General features: G+C 64.9%; 27 protein-coding genes. 7 read left to right on the top strand and 20 right to left on the bottom strand.

The genetic code is table 11. The features are described 5' to 3' along the window. Positions 1 to 5: 5 nt before the first annotated feature. From grpE to rpoD, 5 genes are all read right to left on the bottom strand, one after another. Positions 6 to 593 (bottom strand): nucleotide exchange factor GrpE, encoded by a 588-nt coding sequence (grpE, locus tag THIARS_RS13425; RefSeq protein ID WP_094161322.1) that lies wholly within the window; start codon positions 591 to 593, stop codon positions 6 to 8. 78 nt (positions 594 to 671) lie between these two features. Continuing rightward, positions 672 to 2,429, bottom strand: coding sequence for an ArnT family glycosyltransferase (locus THIARS_RS13430; RefSeq protein ID WP_094162133.1), 1,758 nt, complete (start codon positions 2,427 to 2,429; stop codon positions 672 to 674). Between the two features lie 137 nt (positions 2,430 to 2,566). Beyond that, positions 2,567 to 3,664, bottom strand: a complete 1,098-nt coding sequence (hemH, locus tag THIARS_RS13435) for a ferrochelatase (protein WP_094161323.1) — start codon at positions 3,662 to 3,664, stop codon at positions 2,567 to 2,569. Positions 3,665 to 3,671: 7 nt separating this feature from the next. Next, positions 3,672 to 4,586: an adenylate/guanylate cyclase domain-containing protein gene (locus THIARS_RS13440; RefSeq protein WP_094161324.1), complete on the bottom strand. Its 915-nt coding sequence runs from the start codon at positions 4,584 to 4,586 to the stop codon at positions 3,672 to 3,674. A gap of 117 nt (positions 4,587 to 4,703) precedes the next feature. Next, complete coding sequence (gene rpoD / locus THIARS_RS13445; RefSeq protein ID WP_245845915.1) at positions 4,704 to 7,058, bottom strand: RNA polymerase sigma factor RpoD; 2,355 nt, start codon at positions 7,056 to 7,058, stop codon at positions 4,704 to 4,706. A 15-nt stretch (positions 7,059 to 7,073) separates the two neighbouring features. Here rpoD and THIARS_RS18345 point away from each other — a divergent pair, with 15 nt between their 5' ends. Further along, positions 7,074 to 7,499: a hypothetical protein gene (locus THIARS_RS18345; RefSeq protein WP_186436762.1), complete on the top strand. Its 426-nt coding sequence runs from the start codon at positions 7,074 to 7,076 to the stop codon at positions 7,497 to 7,499. On the opposite strand, the gene dnaG is transcribed toward THIARS_RS18345, so the two are convergent. From dnaG to THIARS_RS13485, 8 genes are all read right to left on the bottom strand, one after another. Further along, the gene (gene dnaG, locus THIARS_RS13450; RefSeq protein WP_094161326.1) at positions 7,474 to 9,333 is read right to left on the bottom strand and encodes a DNA primase; all 1,860 of its coding nucleotides are present in this window, start codon (positions 9,331 to 9,333) and stop codon (positions 7,474 to 7,476) included. The genes THIARS_RS18345 and dnaG overlap by 26 nt on opposite strands. Before the next feature lie 41 nt (positions 9,334 to 9,374). Continuing rightward, positions 9,375 to 10,133: an SDR family NAD(P)-dependent oxidoreductase gene (locus tag THIARS_RS13455; RefSeq protein ID WP_094161327.1), complete on the bottom strand. Its 759-nt coding sequence runs from the start codon at positions 10,131 to 10,133 to the stop codon at positions 9,375 to 9,377. A 19-nt stretch (positions 10,134 to 10,152) separates the two neighbouring features. After that, positions 10,153 to 10,809, bottom strand: a complete 657-nt coding sequence (gene adk / locus THIARS_RS13460) for an adenylate kinase (protein ID WP_094161328.1) — start codon at positions 10,807 to 10,809, stop codon at positions 10,153 to 10,155. Between the two features lie 120 nt (positions 10,810 to 10,929). Beyond that, positions 10,930 to 11,748, bottom strand: a complete 819-nt coding sequence (kdsB, locus tag THIARS_RS13465) for a 3-deoxy-manno-octulosonate cytidylyltransferase (protein WP_094161329.1) — start codon at positions 11,746 to 11,748, stop codon at positions 10,930 to 10,932. After that, positions 11,745 to 11,954, bottom strand: coding sequence for a Trm112 family protein (locus THIARS_RS13470; RefSeq protein WP_094161330.1), 210 nt, complete (start codon positions 11,952 to 11,954; stop codon positions 11,745 to 11,747). The genes kdsB and THIARS_RS13470 overlap by 4 nt, the downstream gene beginning before the upstream one ends. Beyond that, positions 11,935 to 13,014 carry a tetraacyldisaccharide 4'-kinase gene (gene lpxK, locus THIARS_RS13475; protein ID WP_245845916.1) on the bottom strand — a complete coding sequence of 360 codons (1,080 nt, stop codon included), beginning with the start codon at positions 13,012 to 13,014 and terminating at the stop codon, positions 11,935 to 11,937. The genes THIARS_RS13470 and lpxK overlap by 20 nt, the downstream gene beginning before the upstream one ends. Beyond that, positions 13,011 to 13,433, bottom strand: a complete 423-nt coding sequence (locus tag THIARS_RS13480; RefSeq protein ID WP_094161332.1) for an ExbD/TolR family protein — start codon at positions 13,431 to 13,433, stop codon at positions 13,011 to 13,013. The genes lpxK and THIARS_RS13480 overlap by 4 nt, the downstream gene beginning before the upstream one ends. Before the next feature lie 25 nt (positions 13,434 to 13,458). Then, complete coding sequence (locus tag THIARS_RS13485) at positions 13,459 to 14,094, bottom strand: MotA/TolQ/ExbB proton channel family protein (RefSeq protein ID WP_094161333.1); 636 nt, start codon at positions 14,092 to 14,094, stop codon at positions 13,459 to 13,461. A gap of 402 nt (positions 14,095 to 14,496) precedes the next feature. Between THIARS_RS13485 and xseA the strand changes: the two genes are divergently transcribed. Together xseA and THIARS_RS13495 are read left to right on the top strand one after the other, a co-directional pair. Next, on the top strand, positions 14,497 to 15,885 hold the full coding sequence (xseA, locus tag THIARS_RS13490) for an exodeoxyribonuclease VII large subunit (protein ID WP_094161334.1): 1,389 nt from the start codon (positions 14,497 to 14,499) through the stop codon (positions 15,883 to 15,885). Positions 15,886 to 15,936: 51 nt separating this feature from the next. Further along, positions 15,937 to 16,521, top strand: a complete 585-nt coding sequence (locus tag THIARS_RS13495; protein ID WP_094161335.1) for a superoxide dismutase — start codon at positions 15,937 to 15,939, stop codon at positions 16,519 to 16,521. A 39-nt stretch (positions 16,522 to 16,560) separates the two neighbouring features. Here THIARS_RS13495 and THIARS_RS13500 read toward each other — a convergent pair whose 3' ends face one another. Then, positions 16,561 to 17,049 carry a DUF192 domain-containing protein gene (locus tag THIARS_RS13500; RefSeq protein ID WP_245845917.1) on the bottom strand — a complete coding sequence of 163 codons (489 nt, stop codon included), beginning with the start codon at positions 17,047 to 17,049 and terminating at the stop codon, positions 16,561 to 16,563. A 116-nt stretch (positions 17,050 to 17,165) separates the two neighbouring features. Further along, positions 17,166 to 17,369, bottom strand: coding sequence for a hypothetical protein (locus THIARS_RS13505; RefSeq protein WP_094161337.1), 204 nt, complete (start codon positions 17,367 to 17,369; stop codon positions 17,166 to 17,168). A gap of 285 nt (positions 17,370 to 17,654) precedes the next feature. On the opposite strand from THIARS_RS13505, the gene icd reads away from it, so the two are divergent. The 3 genes from icd (at position 17,655) to clpA (ending at position 21,781) form a co-directional block, all read left to right on the top strand. Continuing rightward, on the top strand, positions 17,655 to 18,911 hold the full coding sequence (gene icd / locus THIARS_RS13510) for an NADP-dependent isocitrate dehydrogenase (protein ID WP_094161338.1): 1,257 nt from the start codon (positions 17,655 to 17,657) through the stop codon (positions 18,909 to 18,911). Positions 18,912 to 19,144: 233 nt separating this feature from the next. Further along, on the top strand, positions 19,145 to 19,474 hold the full coding sequence (gene clpS, locus THIARS_RS13515) for an ATP-dependent Clp protease adapter ClpS (RefSeq protein ID WP_094161339.1): 330 nt from the start codon (positions 19,145 to 19,147) through the stop codon (positions 19,472 to 19,474). A 9-nt stretch (positions 19,475 to 19,483) separates the two neighbouring features. Further along, positions 19,484 to 21,781: an ATP-dependent Clp protease ATP-binding subunit ClpA gene (clpA, locus tag THIARS_RS13520; protein WP_094161340.1), complete on the top strand. Its 2,298-nt coding sequence runs from the start codon at positions 19,484 to 19,486 to the stop codon at positions 21,779 to 21,781. A gap of 79 nt (positions 21,782 to 21,860) precedes the next feature. Here clpA and ilvD read toward each other — a convergent pair whose 3' ends face one another. Further along, entirely contained in the window at positions 21,861 to 23,546 is a 1,686-nt protein-coding gene (ilvD, locus tag THIARS_RS13525) for a dihydroxy-acid dehydratase (protein ID WP_094161341.1), read from the bottom strand. 128 nt (positions 23,547 to 23,674) lie between these two features. Between ilvD and lgt the strand changes: the two genes are divergently transcribed. Continuing rightward, complete coding sequence (gene lgt / locus THIARS_RS13530) at positions 23,675 to 24,496, top strand: prolipoprotein diacylglyceryl transferase (RefSeq protein ID WP_094161342.1); 822 nt, start codon at positions 23,675 to 23,677, stop codon at positions 24,494 to 24,496. Positions 24,497 to 24,502: 6 nt separating this feature from the next. Here lgt and THIARS_RS13535 read toward each other — a convergent pair whose 3' ends face one another. From THIARS_RS13535 to THIARS_RS13550, 4 genes are all read right to left on the bottom strand, one after another. Further along, complete coding sequence (locus THIARS_RS13535; RefSeq protein WP_186436678.1) at positions 24,503 to 24,994, bottom strand: PIN domain-containing protein; 492 nt, start codon at positions 24,992 to 24,994, stop codon at positions 24,503 to 24,505. A gap of 7 nt (positions 24,995 to 25,001) precedes the next feature. After that, positions 25,002 to 25,838 (bottom strand): sulfite exporter TauE/SafE family protein, encoded by an 837-nt coding sequence (locus tag THIARS_RS13540; protein ID WP_094161344.1) that lies wholly within the window; start codon positions 25,836 to 25,838, stop codon positions 25,002 to 25,004. A gap of 289 nt (positions 25,839 to 26,127) precedes the next feature. Next, complete coding sequence (locus THIARS_RS13545; RefSeq protein WP_094161345.1) at positions 26,128 to 26,463, bottom strand: cell division protein ZapA; 336 nt, start codon at positions 26,461 to 26,463, stop codon at positions 26,128 to 26,130. Positions 26,464 to 26,508: 45 nt separating this feature from the next. Beyond that, positions 26,509 to 26,760, bottom strand: a complete 252-nt coding sequence (locus THIARS_RS13550; protein ID WP_094161346.1) for a hypothetical protein — start codon at positions 26,758 to 26,760, stop codon at positions 26,509 to 26,511. Between the last annotated feature and the right edge of the window lie 20 nt (positions 26,761 to 26,780).

The raw sequence follows: 26,780 nt of genomic DNA on the forward strand, positions 1-26,780 counted from the left end.
CGGATTCAAGCGCCGGCTTTGTCGGCTTCGCCGGGGCTGGACGCCGCCGCCACCGTGACCAAGGCCGGACGCAACGTGCGTTCGGCCAACGCGTAGCCCTTCTGCAGCACGTTCACCACGGTGTTGGGTGGCTGTTGCGCCGGTACGGTGGAGATGGCTTGATGGCGCGTGGGGTCGAAGCGTTCGCCTGCGGCCGGGGCCAACTCCTGGATGCGGTTGCGCTCGAAGGCGCTGCGCAGTTGGCTCAGGGTGAGTTCCACGCCCTGCTTGAGCGTCTCGATTTTGCCGCTGGTGTCGGCCAGCGCGGCTTCCAGGCTGTCTTTGACGGGAAGCAACTCCTGCGCCATGGACTCGACTGCGAATTTGCGCGCCTTGACGGCTTCCTCCTCGGCGCGACGCCGGGTGTTTTCGGCCTCGGCCTTCGCACGCAGGAATTGGTCCTTCAGGGTCTCAAGTTCGTCCTGGGCGGCTTTCAGCGCCAGCTCCAGGGCATCCGGACCCTGGTCCTGGACCTGTTCGCTGCTGGATGGGCTGGAGGTTGCCGCGGCCTCGGGCGGGGACGGCGGGGGCGATTCTTGCTCGGCTGGACTCATCGTATGAGGGCTGGGTTGATGGATCTTGGGTCGGAAAAAACGAAATCTGGCCATGATCTGGGGGCGCCTGGACCGGATTCAAGGCAGCGCCGGCGGATTTTCGGGCGCGGGCGCGCTGGAACGGTTCGTCCGGCGTCCGATGAACACCACGCTGTCCTTGAAATCCAGGCGCTGCAACCCATGCCCGAGGCCGCTCGCCAGCCAGGTGGGCAGGCGGCTGCGCGCCACCCAGACCGCCACGGCTCGCCCTTCCGATCGCGCCTGCTCCAGCGCCGACGGTCCGACGCAGGGCGTGTGTCCCTGCGCGTGACGGCAGCCGAACCAGAGGTCTGAACTGGTGCTGTCGATGACCCGCAAGGGACGAAATCCATACAGCAGGAGCGAGGCGTCGTGATCCTCGAAGGTCTGCCATGAAAACAGCTCGGCGCCGCCCGGAAGCGCGGCATGCAGCGCCGCGGCGACGTTCTTCTGCGAGGTGTCGTCCGTCTTGGCGATGGCCAGTTCCGTGGCGTAATGGCTCATCACCACCGCGCTCAAGCCAAACACCAGCAGGCCGGGCTGCAGCTTGCGCCTCCACCACAGCGCGGCGCCCAGCCCGGCCGACAGGGCCACGGCGGCGAACAGGCTTGGCAGCCGGGCGAATTGCGCGGCCGGCAGGCCCCAATGGGTGAACTGTCCATCCACCGCGGCCGTGTGCGAGACGCCCCACAGGATCAGCGCCGCCACAGCGAACAGCGCGGCACCCGCGCCGAGCCAGGGCAACAGGCGGTGGAGTTCCCCGCGGCGTTCGGCTACATCCAGCTTGACACCCAGCCACCAGCCGACCAACGGCACCACGGGCAACAGGTAGTAGGCCCCCTTGTTGCCCGCCGCCGAGAAGAAGATGGTCAGCACGAGCGCGGCGTTGCGTGCCCAGCGGGCGCAAAGCGCGCCGGCGTCGTGGCCGTCGAGGCGCGGGCCGCGCCATGCCAGCAGGGCCAGCACCGCGGTCCACTGGAAAAAGCCCAGCACCAGCTTCGGGCCGTAATACCACCAAGGCCCGGTGTGATAGTCGTCGGGGATGCGCTTGCCAAGAAAGCGCATGATGGTTTCGTTCACGAAGTAGAACCAGGCGAACCCGGGCTGCTCGCGCACGGCGGCCAGATGCCAGGGGGCCGTGACCAGGATGAAGATGGCGATGGCCCACGGATCGAGGAGGAAGCGCAGCAGTTCGCCGCGTCTCCATGCGCCGGGCGAGAACAGCAGATGCAGTACCGCGATCAGCCCCAGCAGCAGCAGCGCCTCCGGCCCTTTGGTGAGCGTGGCCAGGCCGACCGCCGCCGCGGCCAGGCGCAACCAGAGTCGTTTGCGCGCGTGGATGGCGAGGACCACTCCACCCAGGGCGGCGAGCCAGAACAGCAGCATCAAGGGGTCGAACAAGATGGTGCGCGCCACCAGCACGAATCCCAGGGCCGTACCGCTGACCAGCGCGGCGAAGCGTCCGGCCAGGGGGGCTTTCACCAGGCGCCCGTAGGCAATGCTCCCGGCGCAGATCAGCCACGCCGCCAGCGCGTCGGGAAGGCGGGCTTGCCAGGCGCCGACGCCGAACAGCTTGAACGTCGCGGCCATGAGCCAATAGAGCAGGGGCGGCTTCTCGATGTAGGGCACGCCGTCCAGGTGCGGGATGACCCACGAGCCGCCCCGCGCCATGGCCCAGGCGATATCGGCGTAGAGGGCCTCGTTGTTGTCGCGGATGGCCGGGCCGCCCAGGCCCCAGAACAGGCAGGCGGCGGCAATCAGCAGGACCAGGGCGTCGAGCAGCCAGTCGGGAGCGCGGAAGGTGGGGCGGTCGGGCACGGTCGATTCGCAATGCGGTGTGTGCCAGCAGAACCAGCGGCAATTCGGGCGCAACACGGGGAAGACAAGCCGCGCATTGTAGGCAGCGCGCCGCGGGTCTTGGGCGCGATGCGCCCGGCCGGCATGGATGCGGCCGGTCAGACGTTCTCGGCGCCCATGGCGCGGGCGCGTTCGCGGCTGGCCGCGCCTTGCGCGACATCCGCCGCCTGGCGCGTCGGCCAGCCCTGCAAGTGGGTTTCGATCAAACCGGCCAATGCGTCGATCCAATGCGCATCGGCATTCAGGCAGGGGATGTAATGGTATTCACGCCCGCCGCTGGAGAGGAAAGCCTGTTTGCCCTCCATGGCGATTTCCTCCAGGGTTTCCAGGCAGTCCACCGTGAAACCCGGGCAGACCACGTCGACGCGGCCGGTCCCAGCCTTCGCCAGCGCGCGCAGCGTGGGGTCGGTGTAGGGCCGCAGCCAGGGTTGCTTGCCGAATCGCGACTGGAACGTGACCTTGTAGCGGTCGGGGCCGATGCCAAGCGCATCCGCAAGCAGGCGCGCTGACTTCTGGCATTCGCAATGGTAGGGATCGCCGAGTTGCAGGGTGCGTTGAGGCATGCCGTGGAAACTCATGAGCAGGGTCTCGGGTTCGCCGTGCTCGGTCCAGTAGGCGCGTATTTTTTGTGCCAGGGCGCCGATATAGCCGGCGTCGTCGGCAAAGCTGCGTAGCGTGCGTAATTCGGGCTGGCGCCGCGCCCGGCCCAGCCACGCCGTCACCGCGTCGAGCGAGGATGCCGTCGTGGCCGCGCTGTATTGGGGATAGAGCGGCACGACCAGCAGGCGGGTGACGCCTTGTGCATGCAATGTGTCGAGTACCGCGGCCGTGGCCGGGTTGCCATAGCGCATGGCATGACGGACCAGGACGTGATGGCCGTTCGCGGCCAGGCGCGCCTCGAGGCTCTTTGCCAGCGCGGCGGTGCCGCTTGCCAGCGGTGAGCCGTCCGCCCGCCAGATGCTGGCGTACTTGGCCGCCGATTTGGGCGCGCGCAGCGGCAGGATGACGCCGTTGAGCAGTGGAAGCCAGACTGCGCGCGGGATTTCAACCACGCGCGGGTCGCTCAGGAATTCCCGCAGGTAGCGGCGCAGGGCCGTGGCGGTGGGTGCGTCGGGTGTGCCCAGATTGAGCAGCAGGATGGCGGTGCGTGGAACCGTGCCATGTGTGTACTGGCGGTCCGCGGCTGGGGGTTTCATCAGGTTTTCAGGAGCTGTGGATCTGGAACAGGACCGTGGGCGCCGTGGGATCGGTGGGTTTGGCGCCCAGGCAGATCTCGCCCTGGCCGTGAAGCACGCACTCGTTGCGGCGCAGTGCCAGCACGTTGTCCTGGCCGTTGTAGCGCACCCAGGTGCCGTTGCTGCTGAGGTCGGTCAGCATGAAATAGCTGCCGCGCCACTCGATGCGGGCATGCTGGCGCGAGACGCGGATATCGTTGACGGCGAATTCGGCCGCCTGGGTGCGGCCGATATGGATGGGGCTTTGTTCTGGGGTGAAATCCTGCGAGCTGTCGAGCCAGCACAGGTTCAGGAGTTGTGTCAGCGCCGAAATGACCGTGGGCTGGTGCGGCAGGGTCTGGCTGTTTTGCCAAGCGGCGTCCCATTCGATCTGGTGCACGGGAACGGGCACGTCGTAACCGCGCAGGAAAATGGCGCCCAGGCTACGCAGCCGTGCCAGAAGTTCCAGCGGCAGGCCTTCCATCACCGCATCGCTGACCAGGATCTGCCCGCCTCCGGCCGAGTCCGAGAGCCGTGCAGCAGCGTTCACCGCGTCGCCGAAGCAGTCGCCTGGCGTCAGGACCACGGGCCCCCGCGACAGGCCGATTTTCAGGGGCACGACAATCGGCGTGGCCTTGGTATGGCCCCAGTTGGCCAGCGTCCGCTGCACGTCGCAGCAGGCATTGACGGCCTCGGTGTTGAGTTCGAACACCGCCAGAACGCCATCGCCCAGGGTCTTGACGACCTGGCCGCCGCGGCCGTGGACGGCGGCGGCCACGGCATCGGTGACATTCGTCATGAGCCTGGCTGCGACGGTATCGCCGAGCGTCTTGTAGAGCCCCGTGCTGCCGACCACGTCGGCAAAGACGACGGTGCGAACAACGGGTTTGCGCAAATTCGACATGGTGGCGAGTCTAGCGTGAGTCGGTCGGCGGCAGCGCAGGCGGGTCTGCATGCGTGGGCGGGAGCGCCCCATGAAAAAACCCGGCCGGGCCGGGTTTTTTCATGGGGCTTTGCAGATTCAGAGCGAATCGAGGAAGCTGCGCAACTTGTCCGAGCGGCTCGGGTGCTTGAGCTTGCGCAGCGCCTTGGCCTCGATTTGGCGGATGCGTTCGCGCGTGACGTCGAACTGCTTGCCGACTTCTTCCAGGGTGTGGTCGTTGGCCATTTCGATGCCGAAGCGCATGCGCAGGACCTTGGCCTCGCGCGGCGTGAGCGAATCCAGGATGTCCTTGACGACATCGCGCAGGCTGGCTTGCAGTGCCGCGTCGGTCGGCGCCAGCATGCCCGTGTCCTCGATGAAGTCGCCAAGGTGGGAGTCGTCGTCGTCGCCGATGGGGGTTTCCATCGAGATCGGCTCCTTGGCGATTTTCATGATCTTGCGCACCTTGTCTTCCGGCATCTCCATCTTTTCGGCCAGCAGCGCGGCATCGGGCTCGGTGCCGGTTTCCTGCAGGTATTGGCGCGAGATGCGGTTGACCTTGTTGATGGTTTCGATCATGTGCACGGGGATGCGGATCGTGCGCGCCTGGTCGGCAATCGAGCGGGTGATGGCCTGTCGGATCCACCACGTGGCGTAGGTGGAGAACTTGTAGCCGCGGCGGTATTCGAACTTGTCCACGGCCTTCATCAGGCCGACGTTGCCTTCCTGGATGAGGTCGAGGAACTGCAGGCCGCGGTTGGTGTACTTCTTGGCGATGGAAATGACCAGGCGCAGGTTGGCCTCGATCATCTCGCGCTTGGCCTCGCGCGCCTCTTGCTCGCCACGGCTCATTTGCGCGTTGATCTCCTTGAAGTCTTCCAGCGGAACGACGACGCGGGTCTGGGTGTCGACCAGGCGCTGCTGCAGTTCCTGGATGGCCGGCAGATTGCGCGACAGGATGGTGGCGTAAGGCTTGTTCGATGCAGCGAGTTTCTCGGCCCATTTCAGGTCGAGCTGATGACCGGGGAAGGACTTGATGAAATCTTCTTGCGGCATGCCGCAGCGGTCCACGACGATACGGCGGATTTCGCGCTCGTGGCGGCGCACCTCGTCGACCTGGCTGCGCAACAAATCGCAGAGTTTTTCGACGGTGCGCGCGGTGAAACGCACTTCCATCAGGTGTTTGGAGATCTGCTCCTGGGCTTTGAGGTAGCCGGGCGATTTGTAGCCGTCCTTGTCGTAGGCGCGGCGCATTTTCATGAAGGCGTCGTGCACCTGGGCAAAGCGCTCGAGCGCCTTCATCTTGAGTTCTTCGAGCTTGACCGAACTGGCGGCGGCGGCGGCTTCCTCGTCGTCCTCCTCGGTTTCGTCGGCGAGGGAGAAATCGACGTCCTCCTCGGCCACGTAGTCGTCCGATTCGTCGTCCGACACCATGCCGTCGACCACCTCGTCCACCGGCAACTGGTTGTTCGCGATGCGCGCGGCCATGGCCAGGATTTCAGCGACGGTGGCGGGAGAGGCGGAAATGGCCAGCATCATCTTGCGCAGGCCCTCCTCGATGCGCTTGGCGATGACGATCTCGCCTTCGCGCGTGAGCAGTTCGACCGTACCCATCTCGCGCATGTACATGCGCACCGGGTCGGTGGTGCGGCCGAATTCCGAATCCACGGAGGACAGCGCGGCTTCGGCTTCCTCTTCCGCCTCTTCCTCGCTCGAGGCGGTCGGGCCGTGCTGGTTGAGCAGCAGGGTCTGGGCGTCCGGGGCCTGTTCGTACACCGCGATGCCCATGTCGTTGAGCATGCTGATGATGGTTTCCAGCAGATCCGGGTCGGCCAGATTGTCGGGCAGGTGATCGTTGATTTCGCCGTAGGTCAGGAAACCACGCGTCTTGCCGAGCTTGATGAGGTTCTTCAGGCGCTGGCGGCGGCGGCCGAGTTCCTCTTCGGTGACGTTGGAGTCGTCGTAACCAAACTCCTTGAGCAACTGCTTTTCCTTGGCGCGCGAGGGGCGGCGGCCACGGGGCATTGGCGCGGATGGCGTGGCGCCGTCGTCCGACTCGTCCGGCATGGTGGCGCGGAAATCGTCGGCAGGCAGATTTTTCTGCGGTTTCGCCTGTTTCGCCTCGGGCTTTCCAGCGGCTTTCGCTGGGCTTTGCGCAGGGGTCTTGAGCTTGACGGGTGCCGCTTCAACGGTTTTGACTGCCTTGGCGGTTTTGACAGTCTTGGCCGCGGCTTTGGCGGTTTCGCTGGCGGCTGGTTTGGCGGCGGCTGAGGTGGACTTCTTGGTGGGCATGGTTTGAGGCTTGTGTGAGGACGACGCCGCTGACTTGACGCTTGCAGGCGCGGTTTTGGCAGACGCCCCCGTGCGTGCGGATTTGGCCGAGGTGGCGGATGGCAAGGCAGCCGAGGAAGCCTTGGTCTTGGCTTTGGCGGGGGCGGACTTGGATTGGGTCATCTTGGTGTTCCTCGGTTGGTCATCCTGCGCGGGGCGGGCGATGGAATCGGGATGAGGCATACTGGCTGGATCCCGCAAGGCCTGGCATGGGATGCGGCGCTCAATCCCCAAACCGTCCTTCTTTTTGCCACCTTACTTTGTGTTGCCAGGTTTCCGCGTTTCATTCTGGGCGTCAGCCATTCAAGCAAAATCCCATTCAAGCAAAACCCTGACCAGCGTTGTTGCGCCAAGCTCAAGGTTCGGCGCCGCGAAGGCCGTGCGGGCAACTTTGGGCAGGAACCCGCGGAAAAACATTTAATTATAGTCAGGCGGCCTGGATTTCAATCCCTCGCGTCGAAAACGGGCACCGGCAGCGCCACGCCTGGATTCGACTCCGGATTGGCCTCGGCGTTCACAGCCAGAGCGAGCGTTCGCTTCAGCTCAATTCGCGGCGGCGGCTGAGCAGGCTGCGGAACTCCGCTTTCGACGCTTCGTCGATCAATCCTCCTCGGCTGAGCTCATCCTGCCTGCGTTCGATGCGGTCCAGTTCCACCCAGCGCAGCGCGCCGAAAAGGTCTTGGCGCACGACGGAAGGGTCGGCGTCCAGCATGTCGGCCGTGCCCATGGCCTGGGCTTGTTCGAGCAGGCCATCCAGGCGCAAGCTCTCCCACAAGGCCGAGGCGCTCATGCCGGGGAATGCGTCGAGCCGTGCCTCAAGCCAGCGGGCGAGTTGCTCCGTCGTGCTGCCGTCGTGCATCAGCAATTCGTGCTGGCTCGAACTCAGGCTGTCCCACAACTCGGGATGCGCCAGGAGAATGCGCATCGCCGTTTGCGCGTGCACTTGCACGTGATCTGTGCGCGGGGTGAGCATTCGGCTGGCACGCCTTGCGGCCAGGCTGGGCGAGGGACGGCGGTCGTTTTCGCCCGAGTCGCGCTTCGGCGAGCGCATGCCTTGCGCCGGGGTCAGGGCCTGACGCAATTCGGCGGCGGGGGTCTGTACCCGTTTCGCAAATTCGCCAATGATCTGCGCCTTGAGCGCCGATTCGGCGAGTTGCCCGATCAGGGGCCGGGCTCGGGCGATGGCCTGGGCGCGGCCTTCGGCGGTGTCCAGGGCCAGCCCGTTCGCCAGGGTGTCGAGCAGGAAGACCGACAGCGGCTGCGCGCGGCCGACCTCGCGCTCGAAGGCGTCGGCACCGTACTCGCGCACGAAGGTGTCCGGGTCGTGTTCGGCTGGCAGGAAGAGAAATTTGACCGAGCGCTCGTCACCGAGCATGGGGAGGGTTGCCTCCATGGCGCGCAAGGCGGCTTTCCGTCCAGCGGCATCGCCGTCGAAGCTGAACACGATCTGCCCGCAGTGCCGGAACAGCTTTTTCACATGTTCGGCGGTGCACGCCGTCCCCAGGGTGGCCACGGCATGGCCCACGCCGTGCTGGGCCAGCGCGATGACGTCCAGATAGCCTTCGACGACGAGGGCGTAGCCCTGGCGCTGAATCGCGGCGCGACCCTCGAACAGGCCATACAGTTCTTCGCCCTTGTGGAACAGCAGGGTCTCGGGGGAGTTGAGGTATTTCGGCTCGCCCTGGTCGAGGATGCGTCCGCCGAATCCGATGAGTTCGCCTTGGGTGTTGCGGATGGGAAAGGTGATGCGGTCGCGCAGGCGGTCGTAGCGCCGCGCGATGGTGCGGCCGTCCAGGTCGCCGGGTTCGATGGTTTCGCCCTGCGTGTCGCGTCCGACGACCAGACCCGCCTGGATCAGGATGTCGGCCTCGTAGTTCGGGAACACGCGGGCTAGGCCCTGCCAGTCATCCGGGGCGTAGCCAAGGCCGAAACCCGCGGCGATCTTGCCGCTGAGGCCGCGGCCCTTGAGATAGTCGACGGCCCGCCTGTTGTCGCGCAGCTGGTCGCGGTAGAAACGGTTGGCTTGCTCCAGGACTTCCTGCAAGGTTTGCTTGAGGCTGCGCTGTTCACGTACCTGTTGCGCCGTGCCCGGGTCTTGCGGCATTTCGGGAACCGACATGCCGACCTGCGAGGCGAGCTCGCGCACGGCGTCGGGAAAGCTCAGGCCCAGATGGTCCATAAGGAAGCCGATCGCGGTGCCATGCGCGCCGCAGCCGAAGCAGTGATAGAACTGTTTGCTCGGGCTGACCGTGAACGAGGGGGACTTCTCGGTGTGAAAGGGGCAAAGCCCCTTGTAGTTGGTGCCGGCCTTTTTCAGCTGCACCGAGCGGCCCACGACGTCGGCGATGTCGACGCGGCCGAGCAGTTCCTGGATAAAGTCTTGCGGAATCAGGGACATGGCCGAGGGTCTGGGCGGCATGCCGTCGCCCGTGCCGGGGACTACTTTGGCTGCATGCGGATGGCGCCATCGAGCCGGATGGTCTCGCCGTTGAGCATGGGGTTGGTGACGATGGCCTCGACCAGCATGGCGAATTCATCCGGCCGCCCCAGTCGCGAGGGGAAGGGCACGGCCGCGCCGAGTGCTGCGCGTACCGCCTCGGGCATGCCCATGAGCATCGGTGTTTCAAAGATGCCCGGCGCGATGGTCATGACGCGGATGCCGTCGCGCGCCAGGTCGCGCGCCATCGGCAGGGTCATGCCGACGATGCCGGCCTTGGACGCCGCATAGGCCGTCTGCCCGATCTGGCCGTCGTATGCGGCGACCGACGCGGTATGCACGACGACACCGCGTTCGCCGTCATCCAGCGCCTCCTGCTTGGCCATCGCAGCAGCCGCGAGGCGGGCCATATTGAAGCTGCCAACCAGGTTGATGGTGATCGTGCGGACAAAGACGTCGAGGGGATGGGGGCCCTCCTTGCCCAGCGTGCGCGAGGCTGGCGCCACGCCCGCGCAGTTCACCAGGCCGCGCAAAGGTCCCAATTCCAGCGCCAGCGCGACGGCTTGTGCCGCATCGTCCTCTCGCGTGACGTCGCAATGCACATAACGTCCCTGCACCGCGTGTGCCAGCGCCTGTCCAGCGTCGTCCTGCACGTCCGCGATCAAGACCTTGCCGCCCATGCCGGCGAGGCGGCGGGCCGTTGCCGCACCGAGGCCCGAGGCGCCCCCGGTGACGATGAAAACCTGTTGCGCGATTTGCATGGCGACGGATCCCGTGTGTTCAGCTTTCCAAGGCGGCAAAGATGCGCCGGCCGACTTCGTCGACCGTGCCGACGCCGGAGATCCTGCGCAGCTTGGGGGCTTGCGCCTCACCGCTTCGTGCCCAGCGCGTGTAGTAGTCGACCAGCGGCTTGGTCTGCGCGTGGTAGACAGCCAGGCGCTTGCGCACGGTGTCCTCGTGGTCGTCGTCGCGCTGCACGAGATCGTCGCCGGTCACGTCGTCCTTGCCGGGAACCTTGGGCGGGTTGTATTTGACGTGGTAGACGCGCCCGGAGGCTGGGTGCACACGGCGCCCGCTCAGGCGCTCGACGATGTCCTCGTCGGGCACGTCGAAGTCGAGCACATAGTCGATCGGCACGCCGGCCGCTTTCAGCGCATCGGCCTGGGCGATGGTGCGCGGAAAGCCATCGAACAGGAAGCCGCCCGCGCAATCGGGCTGGAGCAGGCGGTCACGGACCAGGCCGATGATGATGTCGTCCGACACCAGCGCGCCGGCATCCATCACGGCCTTGGCTTGCAGTCCCAGCGGCGTGCCGGCCTTGACGGCGGCGCGCAGCATGTCACCCGTGGAGATTTGCGGAATGTTGTAACGCGCGCAGATGTTGGCTGCTTGCGTGCCTTTGCCGGCGCCGGGCGCGCCCAGCAAGATTAAGCGCATGGAAACTCCTGATTCTTGTCGTTGAAATATCGCCGCGAAAACGAGATCGACACCACATTTCAGAATAGCACGCGGACCCGGGCCAGAGCTGACAGCCGCGAGCCGGCCGGCTCCGATCCGCTACGCGGCGTTCTGGATCAGTCGGCGCACCCGGGCCAGGTCTTCCGGCGTGTCGACGCCGGGTGCCGGCGGGGTCTGCACCTTCAGCACCGCAATATGCCAGCCGTGCCACAGCGCGCGGAGTTGTTCGAGCGCCTCGGCCGACTCCAGCGGGCAGGGCGGGAGGCGATGGAAGCGCTGCAAGGCATGCATGCGGTAGGCGTAGATGCCGACATGGCGCCAAAAAGGCAGACCCGCCTGCGGGTCGCCCGAGGGGCTGGATTCGGGCGGCAGGACGGGCAGGCCTGCCGCGGCGGACATTGGCGCGAAGGCGTCGCGCCGCCACGGGATGGGGGCGCGCGAGAAGAACAAGGCGTGCTGCCTGGCGTCGAGAACGACTTTGACCACATTGGGATTGAACACATCGGCCGCGTCGAAAATGGGGTGGGCGGCGGTGGCGATGTCGGCCTGGGGGTCATTGGCGAGGCATTCCGCGCAGGCGCGTATGAGCGCGGGGTCGATCAGCGGCTCGTCGCCTTGCACATTGACCACGAGGGCGGTGTCGGGCAGCGCGAGTTGCGCGGCCGCTTCGGCGATGCGATCGGTGCCGCTGGCATGGCGGCCGTCCGTCATGAGCGCCTCGACGCCGTGGGCGGCGCAAACCGCAGCGATCTGCGCATCGTCGGTGGCCACCGCCACGCGGCTGGCCCCGCTTTGCTGCGCGCGGCGCGCCACGTGAACGACCATGGGTAAGCCGGCAATGTCGGCCAGCGGTTTGTCGGGCAGGCGCGTGGAGGCCCGGCGCGCCGGGATGAGCGCGGCGAAGTCCGGCATCGTCATGCGCGAGGGTCGCGCATCGGGTCGCTGGACGGCTCGCCGGTGATGTCGAGATCGCGCGCCTGCTCCACCAGCATCACGGGAATGCCGTCGCGAACCGGGTAGGCCATGTGGTCGCGCGGGCAGATGAGTTCCTGTGCGCCGCGGTCGTAGTCGAGGGGGCCCTTGCAGATGGGGCAGACCAGCAGGTCAAGCAGGCGTGAATCCATGAGGGTATTCCGTACGCGCGCGCAACTGCGCGCGCAGCCAGGGGAAGAAAGCGGGATCGACGTCGAGTTGCAGTTCAACCGCCCAGAGCCGGGCGAGCTGTATCTGAAGCGCCTTGCATTTTAGGGCGTCCTTCTCCGTGATCAGCACGGCGGAGGCGGAAATGGCCACGAAGGCATCCGCGCCAAAGGCATGGTGGTCGGGGAGGGCCAGGGTGCTGGACAGCGGGATGCCGGCCTGCCGCAGCATCGCGAAGAATTGTTCCGGGTGCCCGATTCCGGCCGCGGCAGCGATCGCCTGGCCAGCGTGTCGCTGAACGAAGGCCTCGATGCCGATGCGCTCGCCAGTGGCGAGTTGGCGCACCGCCCCCAGGTGGCGCCGGATGACGAAGCCGGGCGACGCCTGCGGCATCGTGGCGAGGGCTTCGCGCGGGCCCAGCGTGGCGTCGCGTCGGCGATTCCAGGGTTCGCGCAGCGGCCCCGCCGGCAGCAGCCAGCCGTTGCCCGGGCCGCGTGCGTCGACCACCACCAGTTCCAGGTCGCGCGCAAGCGCCAGGTGCTGCAGTCCGTCGTCGCTCAGCAGCAGATCGACCTCAGGATGCGCGCGCAGCAGAGCCCGCGCCGCCTGCGGTCGGCTGCTTCCGACCCACACGGGACAGCCGCTCAGCCGCCGCAGCAGCAGGGGTTCGTCGCCGGTCAGGGCGGGGTCGGCATCGGCGCGGACCTCCATGGGGTCCGCGGCCTGCGCCATGCGTCCGTAGCCGCGCGAGACGATGCCCGGTTTCCAGCCCGCACGCTGCAATTGTTCGGCCATGCTCAAGACCAGCGGCGTCTTGCCGGTGCCCCCTACCGTCACGTTGCCGATCACGACGACGGGTACCGGTGCCTGCCAGGCTTTGAGCCAGCCGCGTCGGTAGGCCAGCCTCCTGGCGGCGGCCAGCGCGGCGAACAGCCCGGCGCAGGGGAGCAGGGCACGCGAGAGCCAGCAGCGTCGCATCCACCATGCAGGCCAGCCCGAAGCCGGCACTTGGGCCTGGATGGTCGGGGCCTCGGTTCGGCTCACGAGCCCGGAGCGCGCTGCGTGGCGAAGGTCAAGCGGCTCAAGCCTGCGATGCGCGCCGCCTCCATCACGTTGATGACGGACTGCTGGGTGCTCTGGGCGTCGGCGCTGATCACCACCATGGCATCGGCGTCGCCTTTGGCGGCTTGGGTCAGGGCGTTGGCGATGTCGGCCACGGTCCGATTGGGGAGCACTTGGCGATTGACCGCGTAGGTGCCATCCGCCGCGACAGCCACCACGATCTGATGCGGGTATTGCTCCGCTTTGGCCGCGTTGGCCGTGGGCAGGTTGATCTTCAGCTCGGTGTACTTGGAATAAGTGGTGGTGATCATCAGAAAAATCAGGATCACCAGGAGGACGTCGATGAGCGGAATGAGGTTGATTTCCGGGTCATCATGGCGGTGGTGGCGCTGGAAATTCATAGCAAGGCTCGCGGGTTCTCAGTTCTCAGGATAGGGTGCGCGCTGCAGCCTCCACCTGGGGCTGCAGATGGGTGGCCAGGCGTCGCGCGGCTTGCTCCAGTTCGATGCCGAAGTCGTCGACGCGGCCGCGGAAATAACGGTAGAACATCAACGACGGCACGGCGATGATGAGGCCGAATGCGGTGTTGTACAGCGCCACGGAAATGCCGTGGGCCAGGAGCGTGGGGTTGGTGCTGGTGCCGGTCTGCGAGCCGAAAATCTCGATCAGACCGACGACGGTTCCCAGCAATCCCAGGAGCGGGGCGGCCGAGGCCACGGTACCCAAGGCATTGAGGTAGCGCTCGAGTTTGTGCATGACCGTGCGGCCGCTGTTTTCCAAGTCTTCGCGCAGGCTCTCCATGGAGGCGCGCGGCCGGCGCGCGGCGCGAAAACCCGCGGCCAGTACGGTGCCCAGCGGAGAGTTGCGCTCCAGCTTGTCGATGGTGTCGGGCGCCGGCAGCGAAGCGACCGAAACGGTGATGGCTTCCTCCAGCAAACGCGGTGGTATGACCTTGGCGGTCCGCAACGTGGTCAGGCGCTCCAGAATGATGGCCAGGGCGGCGATGGAACAGGCGATCAGGGGCCAGATGGGCCAGCCAGCGGCTTCGACGATGCTCAGCAAGATGGAACCTCGGAAACGAAAGGGGAGTACGGGGCGGCAAGCTCCAGCATGGTAAACCGAGGCGTCTTGCGCAGACATGCATGTGAGGCGTGCGAAACGGCACGGTTTACCCGGAACGTCAGGCCGGGCTCGCTTCATGGCCGCAGGTCTGTTTCGGGCGCCTCGGTTATCCCAAAAAAATGTGGATAACAATGTGTGCAACTCTGCGGCGCTCGTCGTAGAAGGCTGAATTACAAAGCCCAGAATTAATATGACTCTTTTTTGAACACAAAAAAATCATGAATAATCAATGGCATAGGTCGATTTTTCGCGTTCCTGGTGGCGGTCGTCGAGATCTCCAGCCCCTCGTTGTGGAATGTGGACAGCTTGCCACGGCGACCCAGGCCGAGACAGAGGCATTCGATGGCGTTTGAACGTTCGGCAGCCCAGACATGGAGCGTGGCCGCCCTGGTCAGAGCGCTGGCCGATACCTTGTTTGCCCGCTTCGGGGTCGTCGCGGTGCAAGGCGAAATCAGCGGTTTCACGCGCGCGGCAAGCGGGCATTGTTACTTCGCCTTGCGTGATGAGGCGGCTCAATTGCGGTGTGTAATGTTCCGCCAGCGCGCGGCGCTGGTCGATTTCGATCCGCGCGACGGGCAGCGCGTGGAAATCAAGGCGGCGGTCGGCTTGTACGAGCCGCGCGGGGAACTGCAGCTCACGGTGGAGTCCATGCGACCCGCCGGGCAGGGGACTCTGCTGGAGGAATTTCTTCGCTTGAAGTCGCGTCTGCAGGCGGAGGGCTTGTTCGATGCGGCGCGCAAGCGCGCGCTGCCGGCGCATCCACGAGCCGTCGGCATCATCACCTCGCCCCAGGCCGCGGCGCTGCACGACGTCCTGGTCACGCTCGGACGCCGCAGTCCGCAGGTCCGCGTGGTGATCTATCCCGCCAGCGTGCAGGGCGTTTCGGCGCCTGCCGATCTCTTGCGCGCGCTGCAAGCCGCCAATTCCCGGCGCGAGGTCGATGTGCTGCTGCTGGTGCGCGGCGGCGGCGCCATGGAGGATCTCTGGGCGTTCAACGACGAGCCGCTGGCCCGGGCCTTGGCGGCAAGCCATCTGCCCGTGGTCTGCGGCGTCGGCCACGAGACCGATTTCACCCTGGCGGACTTCGCCGCCGCCGTGCGCGCCGCAACGCCCACGGCGGCCGCCGAGTTGTGCGCGCCGGCCCTGGCCGATTTGCGCATGGCGGCCGCGCAGTTGCGCCGCGCCTTGGCGCAGGCGGCGCAAGGTGCGCTGGCCCGGGAACAGCAGCGTCTGGACCGGCTGCACCTGCGATTGCCCTCGCCGGAGCGCACGCTGCACGCGGCCTTGCGGCAATGGCAGGACTTGCGGGTGCGCCTGCAGTCCCATGCGCAGTCCGCACTTGCCCGATCGAACCAGGCTCAGATGCAGTGGGCCTCGCGGTTGCGCATGTTGCCGTCCCGCGACCGGGAGCGGCGCCATGTCTATCTCGCCGATCTGGAGCGCCGTTTCCGGGGGAGGATCGCCCAATGTCTGCGTGACCAGGAGTCCGGCCTCGACGGCCTGCAGCGGCGCCTTGCGCTGTTGAATCCGGCGGCGACATTGCAGCGCGGCTACTGCCTGGCCTGGGGAGGGGACGGCCGCATTCTTGAAGATGCCGCGGCTGTGCATGAAGGGCAAGCGCTCGTGCTGGCGACCGCCAACTCGGCCGTCAGTCTGGACGTCGGGCGCACGCGCCCGATCGATCATCCGCTGGCGGCCCTGATGGCGACCAAGTCGCGCGATTCTTCCTAGAATGATTCGGGTTTACTCGCCACTCGCTGATCAACCACGAAAGGTCTTTCCATGGAACATCAACTCCCCGCATTGCCGTTTGCCCTGGACGCGCTGGCTCCCCACATGTCACGCGAAACCCTCGAGTTCCACCATGGCAAGCATCATCAAGCGTATGTCACCAACCTGAACAACTTGTCCAAAGGCACGGAGTTCGCGTCGATGAGCCTGGATGAGATCGTGCGCAAGGCTCCCGCCGGCGGTGTGTTCAACAACGCGGCGCAGGTCTGGAACCACAGTTTTTTCTGGAATTGCCTCAGCCCCAAGGGCGGCGGTGAGCCGGGCGGGGCGCTGTTGGAGGCCATCAACAAGAAGTGGGGCGGGTACGCGGCATTCAAGGAAGCGTTCCACAAATCGGCCGTGGGCAATTTCGGCTCAGGCTGGACCTGGCTGGTGAAAAAGGCCGACGGTTCCGTCGACATCGTCAATACCGGCAATGCGGCGACGCCACTGACGACCGCCGACAAGCCCCTGCTGACGATCGATGTCTGGGAACACGCCTATTACATCGATTTCCGCAATCGCCGCCCTGATTTCGTCACGACCTTCCTGAACCACCTGGTGAATTGGTCGTTCGCCGAGCGCAATTTCGCCTGAACGGCATGCAGCGATGCGCCGGCGGCGCATTCATGGATTTCAATGTGCTGGGGCCGTCCCGAAGGGCTGGCCCCGCAGCTTGAATCCGGGTTTGATGCCGCGTTTCGCAAACCATCCCAACGGCATTTCCAGGGCGAAGCGCACGTTTTGATTGGCGCAATGGCTGTCCAGCGTTTGCGGCTGCATGTCCGCGATGTTGGTAATGCCGCCCTGGTTGTCGATGAAGGCAACCGACAGCGGGATCAAGGTGTTCTTCATCCACATGCAGACCGGCTGATCCCGCTCGAAGATGAACAGCATGCCGTGGTTGCCGCTTAATTCGCGGCGGAACATCAATCCTGTTTCACGATCATCCGGGGTGCTTGCAACCTCGGCGTGAATCAGTTGCATGCCTGCTTGCAAGGTAATTCGCGGCAAGGCGCCAGGCTGCGCCATGGCGAAGAAAGAAATGACAGCCAGGGCGCTCGGGAGCATCCATCGCAGCAGGCGCAAAACGTAGGTCGATGACGTTTTCATGGAGCGGATCAAACCGTTTCGTGGGGTTGGCTGCGGCCCGGCTGGCGGGGTGCGCAAATGAAACAGGGCGCCCGAGAGCGCCCTGAAAGGGCCAATGCAAATTCGGCCCGCAAAAACATCAAGACAATTTATTTGGTTGCGGGAGCGGCTTCAGCCTTCTTTTCCATCTTCTTCTTGGCGACCTTCTTGTGCACGGCCTTCTTGCTGTGCTTCACTTCTTTGTGCGCAGCAGCCTTGGCGGGCTCGGCAGGCTTGGCGGTTTCGGTGGCGGCTTGGGCCATCACGGCGGAGGCGAAGAACATGGCAAACACGGCGGCGAGAATCTTTTTCATGACTAACCTTTCATAAGAGATTTAGAGTTGATCCAGCAGGATCGAAGAACGTAACGCGGCCCATCGGCATCCGGTTGACACAGCCCGACCCAATCGTCTCTTGCCGCCAAGGCCGGCCGGGCCCGTTTGGAGGCTGAGCGGGGCGGATGTGGGCGCGAACCCGGCATCGGCCGTGCCGAATCAATTCGATGTCAGGTGATTTTCCTCTTATGTCTTATAAAAGACATGACTTTGCCGTGACCGGCTGACTAGAATGGAAAGCTCTTCCTTGTTCCGGAGATTCTCATGTATCAGCACATTCGCGTTCCCGATGCCCAGCGCATCACAGTCGCTCCCGATCTCTCCCTGAATGTGCCGGACAACCCGATCTTGCCGTTCATCGAGGGGGACGGTACCGGCGCCGACATCACACCGGTGATGATCAAGGTGGTGGATGCGGCCGTGGCCAAGGCCTATGGCGGACGGCGCAAGATCGCCTGGATGGAAATCTACGCCGGTGAGAAGGCGACACGGGTCTATGGCCCGGACGTCTGGCTGCCCGAGGAGACCATGCAGGCGCTCAAGGAATTCGTGGTGTCGATCAAAGGGCCGCTGACGACGCCGGTTGGCGGGGGCATACGCTCGCTCAACGTGGCGTTGCGCCAGGAGCTCGACTTGTATGTCTGCCTGCGCCCGGTACGCTATTTCCAGGGCGTGCCCTCGCCGGTCAAGGCTCCCGAGAAGGTCGACATGGTGATTTTTCGCGAGAACTCCGAAGACATCTATGCCGGCATCGAGTGGGCGGCCGAATCGGACGGCGCAAAAAAAATCATCGACTTTCTCATCCGCGAGATGGGCGTCAGGAAAATCCGCTTTCCTGCCACCTCCGGCATCGGCATCAAACCGGTGTCGCGCGAGGGCACGGAGCGCCTGGTGCGTAGGGCCATCCAATACGCCATCGACAACAATCGCAAGTCGGTGACCCTGGTGCACAAGGGCAACATCATGAAATACACGGAAGGTGGTTTTCGTGACTGGGGCTACGCTTTGGCGCAATCTGAATTCGGCGCCCAACCGATCGACGGCGGACCATGGTGCCGTTTCAAGAATCCCAAGACCGGGCAGGACATCGTGGTGAAGGACTCGATCGCCGACGCTTTCTTGCAGCAAATCCTGCTGCGCCCGGCCGAGTATGACGTGATCGCCACGCTCAATCTGAACGGCGACTACATTTCCGACGCGCTGGCGGCCCAAGTCGGCGGAATCGGCATCGCGCCGGGCGCCAATTTGTCGGACACGGTCGCGATGTTCGAGGCCACACACGGTACCGCGCCCAAGTACGCGGGCAAGGATTACGTCAATCCCGGCTCCGAAATTCTTTCCGCCGAAATGATGTTGCGGCACATGGGCTGGTTCGAAGCGGCTGACCTGATCGTTTCCAGCATGGAAAAGGCGATTCAATCGAAGCAAGTGACCTACGACTTTGCCCGCCTCATGCCAGGAGCCACGCAGGTGTCTTGTTCCGGATTCGGGGACGTCATGATTGCGCAGATGGAGATGTAGAGCCGGACCGCCGATCCCGGCCGATGCATCGAGAAAAAGCCGCACCGTGTGCGGCTTTTTCTTGGCTGCTACGTTATGTGCTCGGTGGGGATGTCATGGAGCCTGGGGTGCTGTGCGGCAGCAACACATCGAATCGGAGCTTGCATTTCGCGCCCGGCCCAGCGAAAGTTGTCGAACCAAGGATTGAAGTTCGCGGGCCAGCGGGCACGTTGTCGAGTACTTAGAATCAAAGCATGACCAAACCACGCAAAATCTCTGGTTCCGACCCTGGTTCTGCGGCTGTCGTCGAACGTCAGGAGCAAAGAGTCAAGCCACCGCCGCTCTACCAGGTGGTCATGCTGAACGATGATTTCACGCCGATGGAGTTCGTGGTTTTTGTGATTCAGCAGTTTTTCAGCAAGGACCGTGAAACGGCGACGCAGATCATGCTCAAAGTGCATCAGCATGGCCGCGGAGTCTGCGGGGTGTATGCGAAGGATGTCGCGGCGACGAAAGTCGAGCAGGTGATGTCGGCGGCGCGTCAGGCCGGGCATCCTTTGCAGTGTGTGATGGAGGCCATTTAGGAGATTGTCATGATTGCCCAGGAACTGGAAGTCAGCTTGCATATGGCCTTTGTCGAGGCGCGCCAGCAGCGGCACGAATTCATCACGGTCGAGCATCTGCTGCTGGCCCTGCTGGACAACCCGTCGGCGGCCGAGGTGCTGCGGGCCTGCTCGGCCAATCTCGACGATCTGCGCAAGAGCCTGTCGGCCTTCGTCAAGGAAAACACGCCGGTGGTGCCTGGAACCGAGGAGGTGGACACGCAGCCCACCCTGGGTTTTCAGCGCGTCATCCAGCGTGCCATCATGCATGTGCAGTCGTCCTCGAACGGCAAGAAGGAAGTCACCGGCGCCAACGTGCTCGTGGCCATTTTCAGCGAGAAGGATTCGCACGCCGTCTACTACTTGCACCAGCAGGGCGTGACCCGGCTGGACGTCGTGAACTATCTGTCGCACGGGATCCGCAAGACCGACCCGGTGGAGCCGGCCAAACCGGCGAGCGCGGCCTCGTCCGACGAGGATGAGAAGGAGGGCAAGGAAACGCCTCTGGATCAGTTCACGCAGAATTTGAATCACCTTGCCCGCGAGGGCCGCATCGACCCGCTGATCGGGCGCGAGGCCGAAGTCGAACGTGTCATCCAGGTGCTTTGCCGCAGGCGCAAGAACAACCCGCTGCTGGTTGGAGAGGCCGGCGTGGGCAAGACCGCGATTGCCGAGGGGCTGGCCTGGCGCATCGTGCAGGGTCAGGTCCCGGCCGTGCTGGAGCAGGGGGTGGTGTATTCGCTGGACATGGGCGCACTGCTGGCCGGAACCAAGTACAGGGGCGATTTCGAACAGCGCATCAAGGCGGTGATCAAGCAGATCAAGGAGATGCCGCATTCCATTCTGTTCATCGACGAAATCCACACCCTCATCGGCGCCGGCGCGGCGTCGGGCGGCACGCTGGACGCGTCCAATCTGCTCAAGCCGGCGTTGACCTCGGGCCAGTTGCGCTGCATCGGCGCGACCACCTTCAATGAATACCGCGGTATTTTCGAAAAGGACGCGGCCCTGTCGCGCCGCTTCCAGAAGATCGAGGTTTCCGAACCGAGTGTCGAGCAGACGGTGGAGATCCTCAAGGGCCTCAAGTCGCGTTTCGAGGAGCACCACGGCGTGAAGTATGGCACTGGCGCGCTGGCTGCGGCGGCGGAGCTTTCGGCCAAGTACATCAACGACCGCCACTTGCCGGACAAGGCCATCGACGTCATCGACGAGGCCGGTGCGGCGCAGCGCATCCTGCCCAAGAGCAAGCAGAAAAAAACCATTGGCAAGGCCGAGATCGAGGATATCGTCTCCAAGATCGCCCGCGTGCCGGTGCACAGCGTGACCACCGACGACCGCTCCAAGCTGCGCAATCTGGAGCGCGATCTGAGAAACGTGGTGTTCGGCCAGGAGGATGCGATCGCTGCCCTGGCTGCCGCCATCAAAATGACGCGCTCGGGGCTGGGCAAGCCCGATAAGCCGATCGGCTCCTTCCTCTTCAGCGGCCCCACGGGCGTAGGCAAGACCGAGGTGGCGCGGCAGCTGGCCTTTGTGCTGGGCATCGAGCTGGTGCGTTTCGACATGTCGGAATACATGGAGCGCCACACGGTGTCGCGCCTCATCGGCGCGCCTCCGGGGTACGTCGGTTTCGACCAGGGCGGCCTGTTGACCGAGGCCATTTCCAAGAAGCCGCACGCGGTACTGCTGCTCGACGAAATCGAGAAGGCGCATCCCGACGTCTACAACGTGTTGTTGCAGGTCATGGACAATGGCACGCTCACCGACAACAACGGCCGCAAGGCCGATTTCCGCAACGTCATCCTCATTATGACCACCAACGCGGGTGCCGAAACCATGCAGAAGGGCACCATGGGCTTCACGTCCAAGCGCGAACGCGGCGACGAGATGGCCGACATCAAACGCATGTTCTCGCCCGAGTTCCGCAACCGGCTCGATGCCATCATCAGCTTCCGGCCGCTGGACGAAACCATCATCCTGCGCGTGGTCGACAAGTTCCTGCTGCAACTGGAATCCCAGCTTGCCGAGAAGCGCGTGGAAGCTACCTTCACGGACAAGTTGCGCAAGCATCTTGCCGCCGAGGGTTTCGACCCCCTCATGGGCGCGCGCCCTATGCAGCGCCTGATCCAGGACACCATCAGGCGCGCGCTGGCCGACGAACTGCTGTTTGGCAGGCTGGTGGACGGGGGGCGCGTGACGGTGGATATCGACGAACACGACAAGGTGCATCTCGATATCTCGGAGGCCGAGCCCAAGTCACGCAAGCGCGAAGCAGAGGACGCCCAGGCTTGACCCTGCAAGGCAGCCCGGGCGCCTTTTGGCGCACGGCGCGCTGGGGGATCTGCCCATCCCCCAGTTCATTGCCCGGGTATCAATCCAAATCGGCGTCCAGCACGGCGCCCCTGGATGCGGTTCCGGCCAGCTTGGCGAATTTGGCAAGCACACCGCGCTTGTAGCGCTTTTCCGGCGGGCTCCAGGCGGCTCTGCGGCGCGCCAGTTCCTGCTCCGGCACATTGAGGCTGAGCGTGAGGGTTGGCGCATCGATGGTGATGGAGTCGCCTTCCTGCACCAGCGCGATGTCCCCGCCGACCATGGCCTCGGGGGCGATGTGGCCGACCACCATGCCCCAGGTGCCGCCCGAAAAACGCCCGTCGGTGATCAGGCCGACCGACTCGCCCAGGCCGGCGCCAACCAGGGCCGAGGTGGGAGCGAGCATCTCGGGCATGCCGGGTCCGCCCTTGGGTCCGAGGTAGCGCAGCACCATGATGTCGCCCGCCTTGATCCGGCCTTCGAGAATGGCGTTGAGCGCGCTCTGCTCGTCGTCGAACACGCGCGCCGGGCCGGTCATGCTGGGATTTTTCAAGCCGGTGATCTTGGCCACGCAGCCTTCCGGGGCCAGGTTGCCCTTGAGGATGGCGAGGTGCCCATGTTCGTACATCGGCTTGTCGATGGGGCGAATGACCTCTTGATCGGCGCGCGGCGTCGCCGGCACGTCGGCGAGATTTTCCGCCACGGTCTTGCCGGTGATGGTGATGCAGTCGCCGTGGATCAGCCCGGCGTCGAGCAGAATCTTCATCACCTGGGGGATGCCGCCGGCCCGATGCAGGTCGGTGGCGACGAAGCGGCCCGACGGCTTGAGATCGCACAGCACGGGAACCTTCTGGCGGATGACCTCGAAGTCGTCGATCGTGAACGGCAGCTCGGCGGCATGGGCGATGGCCAGCAGGTGCAGCACAGCATTGGTCGAACCGCCCGTGGCCATCACCACCGCGACGGCGTTTTCCAGCGCCTTGCGCGTGACGATGTCGCGCGGTTTCAAGTCGGCCTTCACCGCGTCCAGCAGCGCGCGCGCCGAATCGCGCGCGGACTGCACCTTTTCCTCGTGCACGTTCGCCATGGTCGAGGAATAGGGCAGGGACATGCCCATGGCCTCGATCGCGCTGGACATGGTGTTGGCCGTGTACATGCCGCCGCAGGAGCCGCTGGTCGGGATCGAGCATTGTTCGATGGCGTCGAAATCCTCCTGGCTCATGCGCCCGGCGGAGAACTCGCCGACGGCCTCGAACACGGACACGATGTTCAGGTCCCGGCCCTTGTAGTGGCCGGGCAGGATGGTGCCGCCGTAGACGAAGATGCCCGGCACATTGCAGCGCATCATGCCGATCATCGCGCCGGGCATGTTCTTGTCGCAGCCGCCGATGGTCAGCACGCCGTCCATCCATTGGCCCTGCACGCAGGTTTCCACGCAGTCGGCGATGACTTCGCGCGACACCAGCGAGTATTTCATGCCCTCGGTGCCCATGGACATGCCGTCGGCAATGGTGGGCGTGCCGAACACCTGCGGATTGCCGCCGGCCGCGCGCACTCCTTCGGCGGCCGCGTCGGCCAGCTTTTGCAGGCCCGAGTTGCAGGGCGTGATGGTGGAATGCGCGTTGGCGATGCCGATCATCGGATGGGCGAAATCGGATTTCTTGTAACCCATCGCGTAGAACATGGAACGGTTGGGCGCGCGTGCGGCACCCTCGGTGATGTTGGAGGAACGCAGTTTTTCAGTCATGGAATGGCAATGGAAAGAGAAACGAATCGCGACGCCAGTTGAACCGGGCGGGCCGTCCGACATCGTATGGGCAGGCCCCGAACATTGGCGAGAGGGTCTTTTCATCCAACCCCCGTACACTTCGACCCATGCTAATTCATCCTGATTTCAACCCCATAGCCCTCAAGCTCGGGCCCGTCGAAATCCACTGGTACGGCATCATGTACCTGCTGGGGTTCCTGAGCTTCTGGCTGCTGTCCCGCCGACGCCTGAAAGACCAACCCTACGCCCGGTACGGCTGGACGACGCGCGATATCGAAGATTTGCTGTTTGCCGGCGTGCTGGGGGTGATCCTCGGCGGCCGCATCGGGTATGTGCTGTTCTACCAGCCCGACTACTACTTCGCCCATCCGGCGCAGATCGTCGCGGTGTGGGACGGCGGCATGTCCTTCCACGGCGGATTGCTCGGCGTCATGGCGGCCGCAGGCTGGTTCGCGTGGACGCGCAAGGTCTCGTGGCTCGATCTGATGGACTTCGTCGCTCCCCTGGTTCCGCCGGGGCTGGCGTTCGGGCGCATCGGCAACTTCATCAACGGTGAACTGTGGGGCCGAGCCGCTCCTGCCTGGTGGCCGGGGGCGATGATCTATCCCGAGTCCGGCAGCATGGTGCCGCGTTTCCCTTCCGAACTGTACGAGATGTTCCTCGAGGGCATCGTGCTGTTCGCGGTGCTGTGGTGGCTGTCGCGCAAGGAGCGGCCGCGCGGCTTCATCGCCGGCAGCTTCGCGCTGGGCTACGGCCTGGCGCGCTTCACCGCCGAGTTCTTCCGCCAGCCCGATGCCTTCCTGGGCTATCTCTGGTTCGGCTTGACCATGGGCCAGCTGTTGTCGATTCCGCTCATCGTGCTGGGTATCGTGATGATCGTGTGGTCCAAGCGCCGCGCCGCGCGCCTTGGCCCGGGCGCCGCGGCCTGAGCCGGATCACGCGGCCAGCCAGGCCGCGATATCGATATCCTGCGGGCGGGCGATACGCAGTCCGCGCGCCAGTGCGGGCGACGCGAGGGCGAGGAGTGCCTTGTCCCGGGTCAGCAGCCATTGCGCTTCCTGCTGCAAGGCCAGGTCGATGAACATCTGATCATCGGGATCGGCGCAAATCAGCGACGAGGGCGCGGTCGAGGCGATGTGCTGCGCGTATCGGGCGTAGCCTTGCGCAACCCGATCGCACAGCGCGTTGGCCGAACCGCGCTTGGAGAAAACGGCGCGTGCCGCCACCTCCAGGGCTTCCTCGCGCATCGCCGCGGTGGCGATCCAGCGGGCGAGCCCGTCTTGCAGCGACGCCCCTGGCGCGCGCATGGCCGCATCGTCGAAAATCAGCCAGTCGAGGACGACATTGGTATCGAGAACCCATCGCGGCCTGTTTTCGGATCGTGCGCGCCCAAGCGCAAATCCAGCGCCGGATGAGCCCTCGCTCATGGCGTGTTCAGGCCTGGATCCAGCCCATCGCATGCACGCCCTTCCAAAGCATATAGCTGGCCAGGCTCAGCAGCAGCAAGGCGAACACCCGTTTGAGCGATTGCACATGGATGCGATGCGCCACCGTCGCCCCCACTGGGGCCATCAGCACGCTCGTCGCCGCGCAGGCAAACAAGGCGGGAAGGTAGATATACCCCAGCGAGCCTGGTGGCAGGCCATCGGCATGAAGCCCGGCGACGACATAGCCGGCTAGGCCGCCTGCGGCAATGGGAAACCCCATGGCCGCGCTGGTGGCCACGGCGTTGCGCAGGCCCACGCCCCGCCAGCTCAGGAACGGCACGGTGAGGAACCCACCTCCGGCGCCCAGCAGCGATGAAATGAATCCGATCAGGCTTCCGGTGCCGATGAGCGCGGGCCTGAGCGGCAAGGATTCGGCTGTGCCGACCGCCTGTTTCTGGCCCGCCACGATCAGCATACGCAATGCCGAAAGACCGACGAAGAACGCGAAGAACATGGCGAGCCAGCCCGATTTGAGCAGGCCGGCGACCTGGGCGCCGGCGAAGGTGCCGAGCACGGCGCCCAGGCCCATCCAGCCCGCGATGTCCCAGCGCACGGCGCCGCGTTTGTGATGCGCGCGCACGCTCGATACGGAGGTGAACAGGATGGTGGTCAGCGAGGTGGCGATGGCCATGCGCACGATCAGCTCGGCACCGAACTGTTCGCGCGTGAACATGAAGGTGAGAAAAGGCACCAACAGCATGCCGCCGCCGATGCCAAGCAGTCCTGCCATGAAGCCGGTGAACGCGCCAAGCACCATGAGTTCGAGCAGGAATTGCCAAGCCATTGCGAATTTCGCGGGAGAGGGGCGAGTCAGCCTGGCCTTTGCCTGCAGCTGCGCGTGTTGGGGGTGTCTGCCCGAACCCCGCCGACCATTGATCCCTGAACCCTGTTGGGACAGGTGGGCGAGGTCACCACATTTCGGGAGCGTCTGCGCGAGACACTGCGCACCCATGTGAAATATTCCAGGCCCGAGGCAAAGCGCATCGGTTCAAGAAATGCCTGATCGGCGAGGTCAGGCAGACGGAGCCATTGTAGGGAAGTGGCGGGCCTCGCGCATGCCTCCAGGCGCAGGGTCAAAGCAGTTGACCGTCGGTATCCAGTGCGGAATCAAGCCGCTGGTTGATGCGCGCGATTTGGGCGGCGATGTCGGGCGTGATCGGGGTTTCGGCACGTTGCGTGGGAGGGGGCGTGCCCGCCGCACCAGCACTCAGCAGTTTGGCATGTGCGAGGTTGAGCGCGGCCAGGACCGCGATGCGCTCGCGTGCGCGGATCTTGCCCAGGTCGCGAATGCTGCACATCTCGCGGTCCACCTCCGCCACCGCTTGGCGCAGGGCGTCTTCTTCGCCCTGCGGGCAGGCCAGGACATAGCTCTGTCCCATGATGTTCACTTCCACGGTCGCACTGCTCATGGCTCGGTCTCGAAAGGGTCTGAGGTGGCGCGGCGCAACAAGCGCTCAGGCCGGAAGATCGGGTTTGGCTGCCGCGGGCGGCGTATCCAGGCGCGCGAGAAGATGGTCGACCCGCGCTCGCGCCTCGCCCAGCCGCTGGCGCAGGGCATCGCGTTCCGCTTCGAGTTGGCGCACGCGTTCATCCAGCAAGGCGTTGATGCGCTGGAGCTCGGCATGGCGCAAGGCCAGGCGATCGGCCTTGTCGCTCAAGGCTTGCAGCAACGCTGGCAACTCGGAGGGCGGCTTCGTGGCGTTCATGCGGCGGATTCTAGTGCGCA

This window comes from Thiomonas delicata (genome assembly GCF_900088825.1).
GTDB lineage: Bacteria > Pseudomonadota > Gammaproteobacteria > Burkholderiales > Burkholderiaceae_C > Thiomonas_A > Thiomonas_A delicata.